Source organism: Actinobacillus vicugnae, from assembly GCF_901687125.1.
GTDB lineage: Bacteria > Pseudomonadota > Gammaproteobacteria > Enterobacterales > Pasteurellaceae > Actinobacillus > Actinobacillus vicugnae.
This window is the reverse complement of the sequence record NZ_CABFJY010000016.1, coordinates 13,645-27,723: the sequence shown is the minus strand read 5'-3', so window position 1 is coordinate 27,723 and position 14,079 is coordinate 13,645. Positions and strand designations below refer to the sequence as shown.

17 protein-coding genes and 1 tRNA gene are annotated in these 14,079 nt (G+C 38.7%); 5 read left to right on the top strand and 13 right to left on the bottom strand.

What is annotated here, in order from left to right:
- The first annotated feature begins 9 nt into the window (after positions 1 to 9).
- From F8M47_RS05230 to F8M47_RS05215, 4 genes are read left to right on the top strand one after another with little or no spacing between them, the layout of a single operon-like run.
- Positions 10 to 90, top strand: coding sequence for an IS3 family transposase (locus tag F8M47_RS05230; protein ID WP_483189294.1), 81 nt, complete (start codon positions 10 to 12; stop codon positions 88 to 90).
- Positions 91 to 137: 47 nt separating this feature from the next.
- Positions 138 to 704 carry a UbiX family flavin prenyltransferase gene (locus F8M47_RS05225; RefSeq protein WP_150539122.1) on the top strand — a complete coding sequence of 189 codons (567 nt, stop codon included), beginning with the start codon at positions 138 to 140 and terminating at the stop codon, positions 702 to 704.
- A gap of 9 nt (positions 705 to 713) precedes the next feature.
- Complete coding sequence (locus F8M47_RS05220) at positions 714 to 1,427, top strand: DUF554 domain-containing protein (RefSeq protein ID WP_150539121.1); 714 nt, start codon at positions 714 to 716, stop codon at positions 1,425 to 1,427.
- A 40-nt stretch (positions 1,428 to 1,467) separates the two neighbouring features.
- Positions 1,468 to 1,905, top strand: a complete 438-nt coding sequence (locus F8M47_RS05215; protein WP_425292565.1) for a hypothetical protein — start codon at positions 1,468 to 1,470, stop codon at positions 1,903 to 1,905.
- A 162-nt stretch (positions 1,906 to 2,067) separates the two neighbouring features.
- Here the strand turns inward: F8M47_RS05215 and yciH are convergent, their stop codons facing one another.
- The 8 genes from yciH to degS form a co-directional block, all read right to left on the bottom strand.
- Positions 2,068 to 2,379: a stress response translation initiation inhibitor YciH gene (gene yciH / locus F8M47_RS05210; RefSeq protein WP_150539120.1), complete on the bottom strand. Its 312-nt coding sequence runs from the start codon at positions 2,377 to 2,379 to the stop codon at positions 2,068 to 2,070.
- Between the two features lie 81 nt (positions 2,380 to 2,460).
- Positions 2,461 to 3,153 carry an orotidine-5'-phosphate decarboxylase gene (gene pyrF, locus F8M47_RS05205; protein ID WP_150539119.1) on the bottom strand — a complete coding sequence of 231 codons (693 nt, stop codon included), beginning with the start codon at positions 3,151 to 3,153 and terminating at the stop codon, positions 2,461 to 2,463.
- Positions 3,154 to 3,195: 42 nt separating this feature from the next.
- Positions 3,196 to 4,383 (bottom strand): lipopolysaccharide assembly protein LapB, encoded by a 1,188-nt coding sequence (lapB, locus tag F8M47_RS05200; RefSeq protein ID WP_150539118.1) that lies wholly within the window; start codon positions 4,381 to 4,383, stop codon positions 3,196 to 3,198.
- Complete coding sequence (locus tag F8M47_RS05195) at positions 4,383 to 4,673, bottom strand: LapA family protein (protein WP_150539123.1); 291 nt, start codon at positions 4,671 to 4,673, stop codon at positions 4,383 to 4,385. Before F8M47_RS05195 ends, lapB begins: the two co-directional genes overlap by 1 nt.
- 49 nt (positions 4,674 to 4,722) lie before the next feature.
- Positions 4,723 to 5,004: an integration host factor subunit beta gene (locus F8M47_RS05190; protein WP_150539117.1), complete on the bottom strand. Its 282-nt coding sequence runs from the start codon at positions 5,002 to 5,004 to the stop codon at positions 4,723 to 4,725.
- Positions 5,005 to 5,075: 71 nt separating this feature from the next.
- Positions 5,076 to 6,743, bottom strand: coding sequence for a 30S ribosomal protein S1 (gene rpsA, locus F8M47_RS05185; protein ID WP_150539116.1), 1,668 nt, complete (start codon positions 6,741 to 6,743; stop codon positions 5,076 to 5,078).
- A gap of 98 nt (positions 6,744 to 6,841) precedes the next feature.
- Complete coding sequence (cmk, locus tag F8M47_RS05180; RefSeq protein WP_150539115.1) at positions 6,842 to 7,516, bottom strand: (d)CMP kinase; 675 nt, start codon at positions 7,514 to 7,516, stop codon at positions 6,842 to 6,844.
- A 28-nt stretch (positions 7,517 to 7,544) separates the two neighbouring features.
- Positions 7,545 to 8,573, bottom strand: a complete 1,029-nt coding sequence (gene degS / locus F8M47_RS05175; protein ID WP_150539114.1) for an outer membrane-stress sensor serine endopeptidase DegS — start codon at positions 8,571 to 8,573, stop codon at positions 7,545 to 7,547.
- A gap of 304 nt (positions 8,574 to 8,877) precedes the next feature.
- Between degS and F8M47_RS05170 the strand changes: the two genes are divergently transcribed.
- Positions 8,878 to 9,063 carry a hypothetical protein gene (locus F8M47_RS05170; RefSeq protein ID WP_150539113.1) on the top strand — a complete coding sequence of 62 codons (186 nt, stop codon included), beginning with the start codon at positions 8,878 to 8,880 and terminating at the stop codon, positions 9,061 to 9,063.
- Between the two features lie 352 nt (positions 9,064 to 9,415).
- Here F8M47_RS05170 and F8M47_RS05165 read toward each other — a convergent pair.
- From F8M47_RS05165 to aroC, 5 genes are all read right to left on the bottom strand, one after another.
- Positions 9,416 to 9,501, bottom strand: a tRNA-Leu gene (locus tag F8M47_RS05165).
- Between the two features lie 19 nt (positions 9,502 to 9,520).
- Positions 9,521 to 9,850, bottom strand: a complete 330-nt coding sequence (gene secG / locus F8M47_RS05160) for a preprotein translocase subunit SecG (RefSeq protein ID WP_150539112.1) — start codon at positions 9,848 to 9,850, stop codon at positions 9,521 to 9,523.
- A gap of 126 nt (positions 9,851 to 9,976) precedes the next feature.
- Complete coding sequence (locus F8M47_RS05155; RefSeq protein ID WP_150539111.1) at positions 9,977 to 11,893, bottom strand: DNA topoisomerase III; 1,917 nt, start codon at positions 11,891 to 11,893, stop codon at positions 9,977 to 9,979.
- Between the two features lie 74 nt (positions 11,894 to 11,967).
- Positions 11,968 to 12,798: a penicillin-insensitive murein endopeptidase gene (gene mepA / locus F8M47_RS05150; protein ID WP_150539110.1), complete on the bottom strand. Its 831-nt coding sequence runs from the start codon at positions 12,796 to 12,798 to the stop codon at positions 11,968 to 11,970.
- A gap of 187 nt (positions 12,799 to 12,985) precedes the next feature.
- Complete coding sequence (aroC, locus tag F8M47_RS05145; RefSeq protein ID WP_150539109.1) at positions 12,986 to 14,068, bottom strand: chorismate synthase; 1,083 nt, start codon at positions 14,066 to 14,068, stop codon at positions 12,986 to 12,988.
- Positions 14,069 to 14,079: the final 11 nt, after the last annotated feature.

Here is a 14,079-nt window from a genome sequence, read left to right as displayed (position 1 = left end):
GAAGAATATGTGATGTATTACAACCAAAAGCGTATTAAAATGGATTTAAAAGGATTGAGCCCTGCACAATACAGAGCTCAATATTTATAGTGTACTAACCTGTCCAACTTTTGGGGGGCAGATCATTTTTACCCATTATGAAACAACGAATTATTATCGGAATTAGTGGTGCAAGTGGCTTTCAATATGGCTATAAAGCCCTTGAATTACTTAAACCACTTGATATAGAAACCCATTTAGTGCTCAGCAAAGGGGCTGAAATGACACGTTCATTAGAAACCAATATTGAACGTGAACAATTGTTAGAACTCGCTACACAAATTCATTCAATTCACAATGTTGGAGCAAGTATCGCCAGTGGTTCTTTTAAAACACTTGGGATGTTAGTTGCGCCCTGCTCAATTCGTACACTTTCTGCGATTGCTCTCGGAATCAGCGATAATTTGCTCACCCGTGCAGCGGATGTTGTGCTTAAAGAACGTCGAAAATTAGTGCTAATGGTACGAGAAACGCCATTCAATTTAGCCCATATTGATAATATGCGCCGAGTAACCGAAATGGGGGGCATTATTTTCCCACCAGTTCCCGCTTTCTACCAAAAACCAACCTGTATTGATGAACTGGTTACACACAGTGTTGCGCGTGCATTAGATCTGTTTGATTTTGATTTACCCATGCCTCGCTGGGGTGAAAATAACAATTAAGGAGCAAAAATGCTTATTGGACCTTATGTAAATGGTGTTGCCGTGTTAGCTGGCGGACTTATTGGCGCATTTTTAGGCGCAAAACTACCTGAACGCGTAAAAAGCAACTTGCCTCCGCTATTTGGGCTTTGCTCAATGGGACTTGGTATTATGCTGATTATCGGTGCAAAAAATATGTCTGCCGTAGTATTAGCGTTAATTGTTGGAACGATTCTTGGCGAACTGATTTTTTTAGAGAAAGCAATTGGTAATTTAGCGGGCAGAATGCGAGGTACCGTGGATAAAATTTTTCCGCCTTCTGGTGTTTCTCATCAAGAATTTCTAAATCAATTTGTCGCAATTTTAATTCTATTTTGCGCCAGTGGCATGGGCATTTTTGGCTCAATGAAAGAAGGAATGACAGGGGATCCATCCATTTTATTTATTAAAGCGATTTTAGATTTTTTCACTGCGGGAATTTTTGCCGCTACCTTAGGCTATGCCGTTTCTAGTATCGCAATTCCATTGATTCTAGTACAAGTTAGTTTAGCATTATTAGCTAGTTTGATTATGCCTCTTACTACTCCGAATATGATGGCTAACTTCTCTACTGCTGGCGGTTTTATTATGTTGGCAACAGGGCTACGCATTTGCGGTATTAAGCATTTTGCTGTGGCAAATATGCTCCCTGCATTACTGCTTGTTATGCCTTTTTCTTATCTTTGGGAAAGATTTGTGGCATAATATACCCTACTTATTTAGTCGGATATTATGGATTACAATAATGGCAATAATCCCACCACATATTATTCACTTTATTCAACAAAATCATGTCGTTAATTTTGCTGCCCATAATCAACAGGATTTTTGGGCTGCTAATTGCTTTTATGCATTTGATAGCACACTTGCTCGCCTCATTATTCTCACAAGCAAAACCACTCGCCATGGGCAATTGATGTCGGAAAACCCGCAAATTGTCGGCACTATTTCAGCACAAGTTGAAGCATTCACCGACATTGAAGGCATTCAATTTTCAGCACAATGTAAATGTCTAGAAGAGACAAACGAGCGCCAACAAGCGCTTTCGCTCTATTATAAGCGACACCCTCTGGCACGTTTGAAATCTAGTGATGTGTGGGAACTACGCTTTGATATGATTAAACACACTGGTAATAAAGTCATCTTTGCCAAAAAAACTATTTGGCAACGAGAAGATCTTTAGCCATTCCCGACAAGCGGTCATTTTTTATGATTTTTTGCACATTTGCAAAAAGTTGTTCAAATCTGACCGCTTGTATTCTCAGGGGTGTTGATTATTACCTTTTATTTGAGTTGCTAACAAGTTTAGCCTCTACTCAGAGTAATAAACAATTATTACTCAAACTTAGCCGCCTGCAAGTCTTACTTTAAAGCCCTTTTTTTCCAGAATTTGTTTCAGTAAATCTCGATTATCGCCTTGGATTTCAATCATACCATCTTTCACTGAACCACCTACCCCGCTGCGTTTTTTCAATTCTGCCGCCAGTAATTTTAGTTCCATCTCATCTAAGTCCAAACCACTAATGACACAGACCCCCTTGCCTTTTCTACCGTTGGTTTGACGTTGAATACGTACAATACCATCGCCTTTTGGGCGTTCCACTTTAGTTTTTTCTGGCACAATACGACCTGTTTCCGTTGAATATACTAATGTCATTTGCAAAAATCCTAAAAATTTAACCGCTTATAAATACAAAAGGCGGGTAACTTACCCACCTTTTTCAACTTGTTCTCTCAATTAACGAATTGAAGCATTAATTGATTTTAATACTGCTAATGGGTCTGATGCCTGAGTAATTGGACGACCGATAACTAAATAATCTGAACCTGTGTCAATCGCTTGTTTTGGTGTCATTACACGACGCTGATCACCAAAATCAGAACCTTCAGGGCGAATACCTGGCGTGATTAATTTGAAATTTTTACCACAGTGAGTACGAAGCACTTCTACCTCTTGAGGTGAACAAACTACGCCGTCTAAACCTGCGCGCTGTGCAAGGTGTGCTAGACGAATCACTTGCTCCATTGGTGATGCATTGATCCCTATTTGCAATAAATCTAAATCTTCCATACTGGTTAATACAGTTACAGCAATAAGTAGTGGTGCATCTTTTCCGTATGGTTCAAGGATTTTTTTCGCTTCTTCCATCATTGTTAAACCACCAGAAGCGTGTAAATCGACCATCCATACGCCTAAATCAGCTGCAGAACGTACTGCTCGTGCGACAGTATTTGGAATATCGTGATATTTTAAATCGAGGAATACATCAAATTTACGCTCATGCAATTGTTTAACAAAATTTGTACCTAAGGTGGTAAACATTTCTTTGCCTACTTTTAAACGGCAAAGAGACGGATCAACTTGATCTACAAAGCTTAGCGCTTCATATTCCGTTTCATAATCTAAGGCAACAATAATTTTATTATCCATATCGGACTCCTCAATTTTCAGTTTATAAATTTACTTGCGTGTTTATGTATCAATACTGTGAATTGGCTTAATTTGTTCCCATTGACGACAGGAAGGACAATACCAACTAAGACGATAGCTCTGATAACCGCAGTTCAAACAACGATATTGAAAGCCTTTTTTAATGCGATCACCCACCATATTATGCAAAAGCACTAAACTATCCTTAGCTCGCCCCTCTTCAGCTTCATTAATTTGATAATGAATAAAACGATGAAAGGTGAACATATTCGGATATTGGCTTAATTGTTGATAAAGCTTCGAATGCGCTGCGGTTATCCCATCTTTTTGTTCAATAAATTCTGTTAATGCTATGTCTACACTACTATTATGCTTAATTTGATTTGCTCGAATCAAAAATAACTCATAATTGACCGCATCGTTCAAAGCAATATAGCAAGCCTTAATTTTCTGCAATACTTCGCTGATATAATCAGGATCTTGAATAAGAATGTACTCAAAATGAGTTAAAGCGTTTTTAAATTGATATTGTGCTAAATAATGATCACCCAGCAAAATAGACGCTCTAGTACAGTGTGGTGAATATTCCAACGCTTTTCGCAATGCATTTAAATGTTCTTCTGCATTATCAGATTTAATTGTTTGAGCATATTCACAATAATAATGCGATAAGGGAACTTTATCTGTTTCTGGCTCAATTTTTAACAATTTTTCAGAAACATTAATCGCTTTCTTCCATTCCTTCGTTTTCTGATAAATCACCATTAATTGAGTAAGTGAATTTACTGCAAATTCAGGCTCATCCAATAGCAGAATATAGTAATTTTCAGCACGGTCAAAAAAGCCTGCTGCCATAAAATCTTTGGCTAATTGCTGTTTTGCTAATAACTTTTGTTCAATCGAATAATGAGGACTAGCATCAAGTGCTTGGTGAATTCGTAAAGCACGATCAACTTCGCCACGAGAACGAAATAAGTTCCCGAGTGTAAGCTCTGCTTCAAATTGGGATTCAGTTGCAATCTGATTCTCAGACTCTTGTTTTTGGAGCATTGACAGAAAAAGATCTACTGCCTTTTCCTGCTGATTAGATAAAAGAAAATTTAGTCCCGTAACATAATCACGGGAAAATTTATTATTGACAGATTCTTGATCCATTTTCGCACTGCGTTGTCCCATATACCACCCATATAGAGCGGCAATTGGCAGTAAAAGGAACAGTAGTTCAAGCATTACTCAGCCTTTGGCGTAGTGGTCGTTAATTCTGTAATTTGTTGCGCTTGTCTTTTTACACGACGATTTAACGCAATATTTTGTAATTTAAGGCGTAAATAGAATATACCAGTAATCAACCAGCCTAAAATTAGGCCAAAGCCAAATAAAATAGCTACAAGGCTAGATAAACGTAACTCACTTTGTGCAACAACATAATTAAATGTGATCAATTGATCGTTATTAGCCCCAATAGTTACTGCAACTATAATTACAGCTAAGGTAATTAAAATACCTAAAATATATTTCATCATCTCTCTTCCCTCTACATTAGCTAAGTTATCATTAAATTTTAAGCGTTTACAGAAGATCCACACGCTCTTTTAAATCTTTACCTGCTTTAAAATGAGGGACATATTTAGCATCTAATTTCACACTTTCACCTGTTTTAGGATTACGTCCTAAGCGAGGTTGGCGATAATGCAAAGAAAAACTACCAAATCCCCTTACCTCAACTCGCTCTCCTTGTTCCAAAGACAGCATAATTTGTTCTAAGAGTTCTTTAACTCCGTCTTCAACAGACTTTACTTGTAAGGTCGGATTAAGTGATACTAAATTATCAATAAGTTCTGATTTAGTCATAGTTTCTCCTGATTATTTAAGTCAAAGCGGATATGTTTTCACATATCCGCTTTCAACTAGAAAGACGCTAATTATTCGCCTTTAGCTGCTTGGAAAGCTGCTGCCATTGCGTTTGGCATCTCAACTTCTTGTTGTTTGTTCACTTGAGCGATTGCTGCTGACTCTTCAGCTTCATCTTTCGCACGAACAGATAAGTTAACAACGCGAGATTTACGATCAACACCAGTGTATTTCGCTTCGATTGAATCACCAACAGCGATTACTGTTGTGATATCTTCAACGCGGTCACGAGTTGCTTCGTTAGCACGGATGAACGCTTCCACGCCACCTTCTAACTCAACTTTAACACCTTTAGCATCAACTTCTACAACTTTACCTGTTACGATAGCACCTTTTTTAGTACTGTCTACGAAGTTAGTGAATGGATCTGATTCTAATTGTTTGATACCTAAAGAGATACGCTCTTTCACTGCATCAACTTGTAACACAACAGCTTCTACTTCGTCGCCTTTTTTGTAGTTACGAACCGCTTCTTCACCTGAAACATTCCAAGAAATGTCAGATAAGTGAACTAAACCGTCGATACCACCTTCAAGACCGATAAAGATACCGAAATCAGTGATAGATTTAATTTTACCTGTCACTTTATCATTTTTGTTGTGAGTTGCTGCGAAGTGTTCCCATGGGTTTGCTTTACATTGTTTTAAACCTAATGAGATACGACGACGTTCTTCATCAACCTCAAGAACCATAACTTCAACTACATCACCTACGCTAACAACTTTAGATGGGTGGATGTTTTTGTTTGTCCAGTCCATTTCTGAAACGTGAACTAAACCTTCAACACCGTCTAAAATCTCAACGAAGCAACCATAGTCTGTTAAGTTAGTTACTTTACCAGTTAATTTGCTATTTACTGGGTGGTTTTGAGCGATTGCAACCCATGGATCTTGGCCTAATTGTTTTAAGCCTAATGATACACGAGTTTTCTCTTTGTCAAATTTAAGTACTTTAACAGTAACTTCTTGACCTACAGCAACTACTTCGCTTGGGTGTTTAACACGTTTCCATGCCATATCAGTGATATGTAATAAACCGTCAACGCCACCTAAATCTACGAATGCACCGTAGTCAGTTAAGTTTTTAACTGTACCAGTAACTACTGAACCTTCAACTAAGTTCGCTAATACTTCATCACGATCTTGGCTGCTTTCTGATTCGATTACCGCACGACGAGAAACAACTACGTTGTTACGTTTTTGGTCAAGTTTGATAACTTTGAATTCTAATTCTTTACCTTCTAAGTTTAAAGAATCACGAACTGGACGAGTATCAACTAATGAACCTGGTAAGAATGCACGAACACCGTTTAACTCAACAGTGAAACCACCTTTTACTTTACCATTAACAAAACCAATAACTGTAGCTTGTTCTTCGAATGCTTTCTCTAAAGCAATCCAAGCTTCGTTACGTTTTGCATCACCACGAGAAACCACTGTTTCACCGAAGCCATCTTCAACGGCTTTAAGAACCACATCTACTTGGTCACCAACTTGAACTTCAAGTTCGCCTTGCGCATTTGTGAATTCTTCAGCTGGGATTGATGATTCAGATTTGAAACCTGTATCAACGATTACATAGCCTTTTTGGATAGCAACAACAGTACCTTTAACTACAGAACCTAAACGAGCTTCTGTTGCTAAGAATTCTTCAAGTAGTTGAGCAAAATTTTCTGACATAATTTTCTTCTTAAATAAAAATGAACATCCATTAAACATCCTGTTTAAATGGGGTTAGTAATAATCACCAAACACATCCTATGTTCAGCAAAACCAAATTAAATTGTTCTGAATTTAGCAATATGCTCTAAAGCTTGAGCAATTACCTCTTCAATCGACATATTTGTCGAATCTAACAATAAAGCATCTTTAGCAGGAACTAAAGGCGCAACAGCGCGATTTCTATCGCGAAAATCACGCTCTTTAATCTCGGCTAAAATCTCGTCAAAGTTAGCATTAAATCCTTTTTCTTGCAACTGTTTTACACGTCTTTTTGTGCGTTCTTCAGCACTTGCATCTAGAAATAACTTGACTTGTGCATTTGGGAATACTACCGTTCCCATATCTCGCCCATCTGCGATTAAACCATTTGGAGAGCTAAAATCACGTTGTCGCTGTAATAGAGCATCTCTTACCTTCGGGAAAATGGCAACTTTTGAGGCATTTTGCCCCGCTTCTGCAGTACGAATTTGATCGCCTACATTATCGCCATTTAAGATAACGCTAATTTCCCCATTTTCTGGTACGAATTTTACGTTTAAATGGCGACCAATTTCAGCTACGGCATCTTCATCATCTAATGCTACACCAGCTTTTAATGCGGCTAATGCCGTAATTCGATAAATGGCACCTGAATCTAAAAAATCGCAACCTAATTTTTCAGCTAAAGCATGACACAAAGTCCCTTTGCCAGCACCACTAGGTCCATCAACAGTAATAATAAAATTGTTCATTTATTTTCCTACATTACCTAAAGAAGCATCATAATTCTGGGAACTCACCAATAATCACATTAACTTCCATAATCTGATTGTTGCGCAATATTTGCACTTTAACTTTCGTTCCTGGCGTCATATTCGCCAACAAGTCCATCATTTGCGTTGGTGATTCAGCATCAATCTCGCCAACTTTTAAAATACGGTCATTTTCTTCTATACCAGCCTGTGCAGCAGGACCATTTTCCGCAACACCTGTGATTAAAACACCTTTTGCATCCTCTTGGCTAGCGGTAGAATATAAAGAGCTATTTACACCAAAGTAACCTCGAATAACTCGACCATCTTTAATGATTTTATCCATGATTTGCTTGGCTAAATTAATTGGAATCGCAAAATTAAGACCTTCTGCTAATTCATCACTTGTTTTGCCAAGACTTAATGTATTAATTCCGACTAATTCTCCCGCAGAATTAATGAGCGCACCGCCTGAATTACCTCTATTAATAGAAGCATCCGTTTGAATAAAATTCTGACGTCCACCATCAGTTAATGCATTACGCCCCGTTGCACTAATAATGCCTTGAGTAATACTTTGTCCTAAATTAAAAGGGTTTCCAATTGCAAAAACTACATCACCAATGCGAACTGGGCGTGCATCATTTTGTGGAATCGTAGGCAAATTTTTAGCACGAATTTTTAACACTGCTAAATCTGTCAGCGTATCATCACCAACTAAAATAGCATCTGAAATACTTCCCGTTTGTAATGCAACAATAATTTGTGCCGCATTCTGAATAACATGCTTATTTGTTAAAATATAGCCATCCGTAGTCATAATTACACCAGATCCTAAATTTTTAACTTCAAAAGCTTCCCCATTTTGGCTTGGAGAACGGTTATACACATTTACTACGGCTGGAGAGGCTAATTTTACTGCGTCATGATAACTTGCAATCGCAAGGTTTGTTTGTCCACCCGAATTAATTTTGGTATTAACTAATGGTGCAATATAAAGAATCAAAAACGCACAAAAAAGTCCAAAAACCACCGCCTGCATTGCTTTTTTCTTCATTTTCAGTCCTTTAATTTTCCTAACATAACGAACTAGTTATTATATAAGAATTTTAGGCTTTAGAACAGGTCATTCCTTATGTTTATTCAGCATTCACTTGTCAAAATTAGCATCAACCATAATTGCCTATTGCATCATTCGCTAATTTTTATTGTGAATTATCAAAAAATCGCTATAATGACGCGCCCTTTTCAAGGGGTCTGATCAGTTGTTAAACTATTCATACTGATTAGATGGAGGAACATCATTCCTCAATGGTCTTACTTAACAAAAAATAGATAACAATAAAAATATTGGAGCTATAATGAGAACATTTTTAACAATGTTATTAACGATTATCTGCGCAGCAATTAGCTATGTGATGGAAGGATGGAGTTCAGTTATTTTCGGTTGGGCTACGTTTACTTTAGGTTTATTATGCATTTTATTTGCACTTACCAAGAAAGGTGAGAAATTAATTGAGGAAGTAGCAGATCATCAACAAATTTAAAATTCAATAAGCTTTTGTGGAGTGGGCGAAGATATATTGACGTTTTTCGGCTCAGGAAAATCAAGGCAAAATAAAGTTTTTCGCTTTGAGCTAATTGATTAGTCGGGCGCAATGCTCTGTTTTATCAATCACGATGCGGGTAACTTTAGGGGTTTTGTCCCTTTTCTATTGGTTTTCTACTTGTATCGCTAATAAGCCCATATTTTATGCCTTTATTTGATAAAATGTGCTTGTTCTTGATAGTTAAAACATCAGACACATTGTGGGCAATAATAGATGATGCAATAAAAAAGCTAGCTCCTTATGGGGGCTAGCTTTTTAAGCATATATGATATTAACTCATATTATGTTATGGTGCTCTGGGCGAGACTCGAACTCGCACATCCTATGGACACTACCCCCTCAAGATAGCGTGTCTACCAATTCCACCACCAGAGCTTTAATTCTTTCACCCAAATTATTGAGGAATATCGTTATTTTGGGCTTCTTCTTTTTTAGGTTGTTCTACTTTTTGTTGAACACCACTTAAATCTTCAAACTGACTTTTCGGTGCTACTTGATGGGAATTTAAATTACCAATAAGTAAGCTAATACCAAAAAAGATCACTGCTAAAATCGCTGTTGTTCTCGACAAGAAATTTGCTGAACCAGCTGAACCAAATACTGTTCCAGCAGCACCGCTTCCAAATGAAGCGCCTGCATCAGCACCTTTACCCTGTTGCATTAACACAAATCCGATTAATGCAATTGCAACAACGAGATAAATAATTGTTAGTACGTTTAACATTTAAACTCTCTATTTTCCGCGAAAAATTTCAGATTTTAAAATTAAAATCAACTTGCGATGGCGTGCATAATATAGATTTCACACTTTGCTTGCAAGCGATTTTTTTGTCTCACAGGCGCACTTGCCTTATTTTTCAGCAGTTTGTAAATTTTTCTTAAAATTCGACCGCTTACGATAAGAAGTAGGCGGTTGAATTTTACTTAAATTTTGCAATTTTTGTCTTTCCGTGTGGAGTAACTCGGGTAACTTACTAGTAAGCGTAGCCATAAATTGCTGATAACTTGCTTGTTTTTTGCTAATGTCGGTCAATTGCATTTCCCAGTGAGCAGTCATATCAGGTTGGGTAGCTTCATCAGGCAAGGCGCTGATTAAAATTCTCCCCGCTTCGGTACTATGAATATTACGGCCTTTTTTAGTTAAAAAACCACGTTTAAACAGCAACTCAATAATACCTGCTCGAGTTGCTTCCGTACCTAACCCATCCGTTTCTCGCAAGACTTTTTTAAGCTGTTTATCTTGTACAAAGCGCGCGATTCCTGTCATAGCTGATAACAAACTTGCATCAGTAAAATGTCTAGGAGGCTGGGTTTTCTTACTGACAATTTCTCCATTTTCACAATGAAGTTGTTGCCCTTTTTTTACAACAGGTAACAGCGGTTCTAAAATCTCATCACTATCCTCTTTACCAAGCAACGCTTTCCAACCAGCTACAATTAAATTGCGAGCTTGCGCATGAAATACACCGCCTGCGATATCCAATACAATTTTTCCTTTACGATATTCCGCATCAGGGCAAAATTGCATTAAATATTGGCGTGCAATGAGTTGATAAATACGTTTTTCGTTTTCAGTTAATTGCACATTACCTTGCCTTGCGGTTGGAATGATTGCATGGTGTGCTTCCACTTTTTTGTCGTTCCAACAACGGTTACGAATATCAGGATCCACTACCGCTGGTTTTTCCTTATATTCATCCAAATAATGCGCAATTGCCGCCATCACTTTAAAGCGATCCGCATAGTGTTCATTCGGCAGATAACGATTATCTGAACGAGGGTAAGTGATCAATTTATGCGTTTCATAGAGCTTCTGACAAATATCAAGCACAGCTTGAGCTGACAAGCCATAACGGCGTGCAGCATCAATTTGTAATACGGATAATGAATAAGGCAATGGTGCAGTTTCGGTTTCAATTTTATCTTGATAATCAGTAACTTGCGCATTCTGATCAGTAATGCGTTTAACTACATTTTCCGCCAACCCTTTGGATAACACGCGACCATCTTCGTCTTGATAATCTTCACACGCTTTGCTCGGTTGCCACTGAGCGGTAAAACGCTCTTGCGTTTCTGGCACAACAATATGCGCAAGTACTTCAAAATAGTCTTTCGGTACAAAATGTTCAATTTCCAAATCACGACGTACAATCAGACCTAACACGGGCGTTTGCACTCGTCCAACAGACAGTACGCCCTGATAACCAGCCCAACGTCCTTGTAGTGTATAAGCTCTAGTCATATTAATACCATACAACCAATCTGCTCTAGCACGCGCCAGTGCTGAGGTAGCAAGCGGTATAAAATCACGATTATTTTGCAATTTTTCAATCGCTTTCTTTACCGCACTTGGGTTGAGATCGCTGACTAAACAGCGCTGAATTTGATTACGCTTTTCGCCTGATACATTGAGATAGCTAAATACTTCATCAACCAATAATTGTCCTTCACGATCAGGGTCGCCCGCATTAACTAATGCATCTGCTTTTTTTACTAATTTCTCGACCGCTTGTAATTGCCTTAGCGTCTCTTTTTTAGGCACTAGTTTCCATTGTTGCGGAATAATCGGCAAATGTTCCATACGCCACATTTTAAAACGCTCGTCATAGGCATCAGGCTCTGCTTGTTCTAATAAATGGCCGATACACCAAGTCACTACATCATTTTCACCACATTGTATATAGCCATCACCACGGGTATGTGGCTTAGGTAATACATCGGCGATTGCTCTTGCTAAACTTGGCTTTTCTGCAACAAATAAACGCATATATGAATAAACTATCAGAAAGAATAAAAGTGGGTAATTTAGCTTACCCACTTACTTTATTTTGAATAAAAGACTTAATTAAGCCCTTGTGATGAAAGAATCATTTGGCATTGCACTGGTGGGGTTGGCAATACTTTGGCTTTTGAGGCCATGCTGCCTGCTGGTGCTGGTTCAAACCACGAATAGAGTTCTGCACCACAACCATCGCCTGCTGGTACTGGTGCTTGGTTTTCACAGTTAGGGGCATTTTGTGGACAACTTAAACGCACATGCATATGCGAATCATGTCCATACCAAGGACGCACTTTACGTAACCAGCCTCGATCACGACCTGCAGTATTACATAGTTTGACCTTAATTGCAGGATTCACAAAGATTCTATCAACACGCGTATCTTGAGCAGCTAATTTAACCATGGTTGCGTGTTGTGCAGTCCAAACTCGCTCATCTACAACTTGCGCATCACGATTTACCATTAATGTTGCTAAACCTGCTGGATTTTTTGCGGTTTGCTCATCCATTGGACCGAATCTAAACCAAATATCCGCATCTAAGCCTGTTTGGTGGCTCGCATGACCAGAAGAAAAACGTCCGCCCGCTGGCATGCCCATATCGCCAATGAGAATAGGTGGAAGACCAGCATTTTTCGTATTTTGTGCTAAACGTTGTAAAAATGATAATAGGTCTGGATGTCCGTAAAAGCGATTACGCGCTGAACGGATCACTTGATAGCCTTCACCTTTTAGAGCTAATGGTTGCGCTCCAATAATACAGCCATTGCTATAGCCACCGATCGATTGTGGTTGTCCTGCTACTGGAGTTCGAATTTGCTCCCACAATGTAGCTTGAACAGAGGTGGCTAAACCAAGAATGCTTGATAACAAAACGGTTTTAAATTTTTTCATATATTGCTTTCTATATAAGAATAAGAGTCTTTAAACAAAGGACAAAATACAAGCGGTTATTTTTGCAAAAAAATCCTGTATTATGCAGCAGTTACACAGTTGCTACATCACTGAAGAAAATTCTTACTTTTGTGTATTTGCTACACAATGTCGAAAAACTCAACCGCTTGTTTTAATTATACTCAACTTAGCGGCATTGCGCCTTAAATCTGAGTAAATGGTCTAATAAAATAATAGCTGTCATTGCTTCTGCAATCGGTACCGCTCGAATACCCACACATGGATCGTGACGCCCTTTGGTAACTAATTCCACGGCTTCATTATTCAAGTTCACTGAACGACCTGACACCATAATGCTAGAAGTTGGCTTTAACGCAATATGCGCAATAATCGGTTGTCCAGAGCTGATTCCACCTAAAATTCCCCCTGCGTGATTTGAAACAAAGCCTTCAGGTGTCATTTCATCTCGGTGTTCACTGCCCTTTTGTTCTACGACTGCAAAACCATCGCCAATTTCGACCGCTTTCACGGCATTGATTGACATCAACGCATGGGCAAGATCTGCATCTAAACGATCAAATACAGGTTCTCCCAAACCAACAGGTACATTTTCAGCCACAACCGTTAATTTTGCACCGATTGAATCTCCCTCTTTTTTTAACTCTCGAATGAGCTCATCAAACCCTTCTACCGCCACAGGATCAGGGCAAAAGAACGGATTACTTGCCACTTGTTGCCAATCAATTTTACTAATATCAGCAACGGTTTCAGGGTTGATTTTTACGTTGCCGATTTGTGATAAATAGCCACGCACTTGAATACCAAACTGTTCTCGCAAATATTTTTTAGCAATCGCCCCTGCCGCAACTCGCATTGCCGTTTCACGGGCAGACGAACGACCACCACCACGATAATCACGAATGCCATATTTTTGTTGATAGGTATAATCTGCGTGGCCTGGACGGAACTTATCCATAATATCACCGTAATCTTTCGAACGCTGATCACCATTTTTGATCATTAAACCAATACTCGTGCCTGTTGTTTTCCCTTCAAACACTCCTGATAAAATTTGTACTTCATCATCTTCTCGACGAGGGGTGGTATAACGAGAAGTCCCAGGTTTACGGCGATCTAAGTCAGGCTGAATATCTGCCTCACTTAATTCCATATTCGGTGGTACGCCGTCCACGATACAACCTAATGCAATACCGTGAGACTCACCAAATGTGGTTACTTTAAATAATTGTCCAATGCTGTTGCCTGCCATAATGTTTCCTT

Bases quoted from the DNA above. Each gene is read 5' to 3' on its own strand.
- F8M47_RS05225 (WP_150539122.1), top strand. From the start codon at position 138: ATGAAACAACGAATTATTATCGGAATTAGTGGTGCAAGTGGCTTTCAA.
- F8M47_RS05220 (WP_150539121.1), top strand. From the start codon at position 714: ATGCTTATTGGACCTTATGTAAATGGTGTTGCCGTGTTAGCTGGCGGA.
- F8M47_RS05215 (WP_425292565.1), top strand. From the start codon at position 1,468: ATGGCAATAATCCCACCACATATTATTCACTTTATTCAACAAAATCAT.
- yciH (WP_150539120.1), bottom strand. From the start codon at position 2,379: ATGACATTAGTATATTCAACGGAAACAGGTCGTATTGTGCCAGAAAAA.
- pyrF (WP_150539119.1), bottom strand. From the start codon at position 3,153: ATGGATAATAAAATTATTGTTGCCTTAGATTATGAAACGGAATATGAA.
- lapB (WP_150539118.1), bottom strand. From the start codon at position 4,383: ATGCTTGAACTACTGTTCCTTTTACTGCCAATTGCCGCTCTATATGGG.
- F8M47_RS05195 (WP_150539123.1), bottom strand. From the start codon at position 4,673: ATGAAATATATTTTAGGTATTTTAATTACCTTAGCTGTAATTATAGTT.
- F8M47_RS05190 (WP_150539117.1), bottom strand. From the start codon at position 5,004: ATGACTAAATCAGAACTTATTGATAATTTAGTATCACTTAATCCGACC.
- rpsA (WP_150539116.1), bottom strand. From the start codon at position 6,743: ATGTCAGAAAATTTTGCTCAACTACTTGAAGAATTCTTAGCAACAGAA.
- cmk (WP_150539115.1), bottom strand. From the start codon at position 7,516: ATGAACAATTTTATTATTACTGTTGATGGACCTAGTGGTGCTGGCAAA.
- degS (WP_150539114.1), bottom strand. From the start codon at position 8,573: ATGAAGAAAAAAGCAATGCAGGCGGTGGTTTTTGGACTTTTTTGTGCG.
- F8M47_RS05170 (WP_150539113.1), top strand. From the start codon at position 8,878: ATGAGAACATTTTTAACAATGTTATTAACGATTATCTGCGCAGCAATT.
- secG (WP_150539112.1), bottom strand. From the start codon at position 9,850: ATGTTAAACGTACTAACAATTATTTATCTCGTTGTTGCAATTGCATTA.
- F8M47_RS05155 (WP_150539111.1), bottom strand. From the start codon at position 11,893: ATGCGTTTATTTGTTGCAGAAAAGCCAAGTTTAGCAAGAGCAATCGCC.
- mepA (WP_150539110.1), bottom strand. From the start codon at position 12,798: ATGAAAAAATTTAAAACCGTTTTGTTATCAAGCATTCTTGGTTTAGCC.
- aroC (WP_150539109.1), bottom strand. From the start codon at position 14,068: ATGGCAGGCAACAGCATTGGACAATTATTTAAAGTAACCACATTTGGT.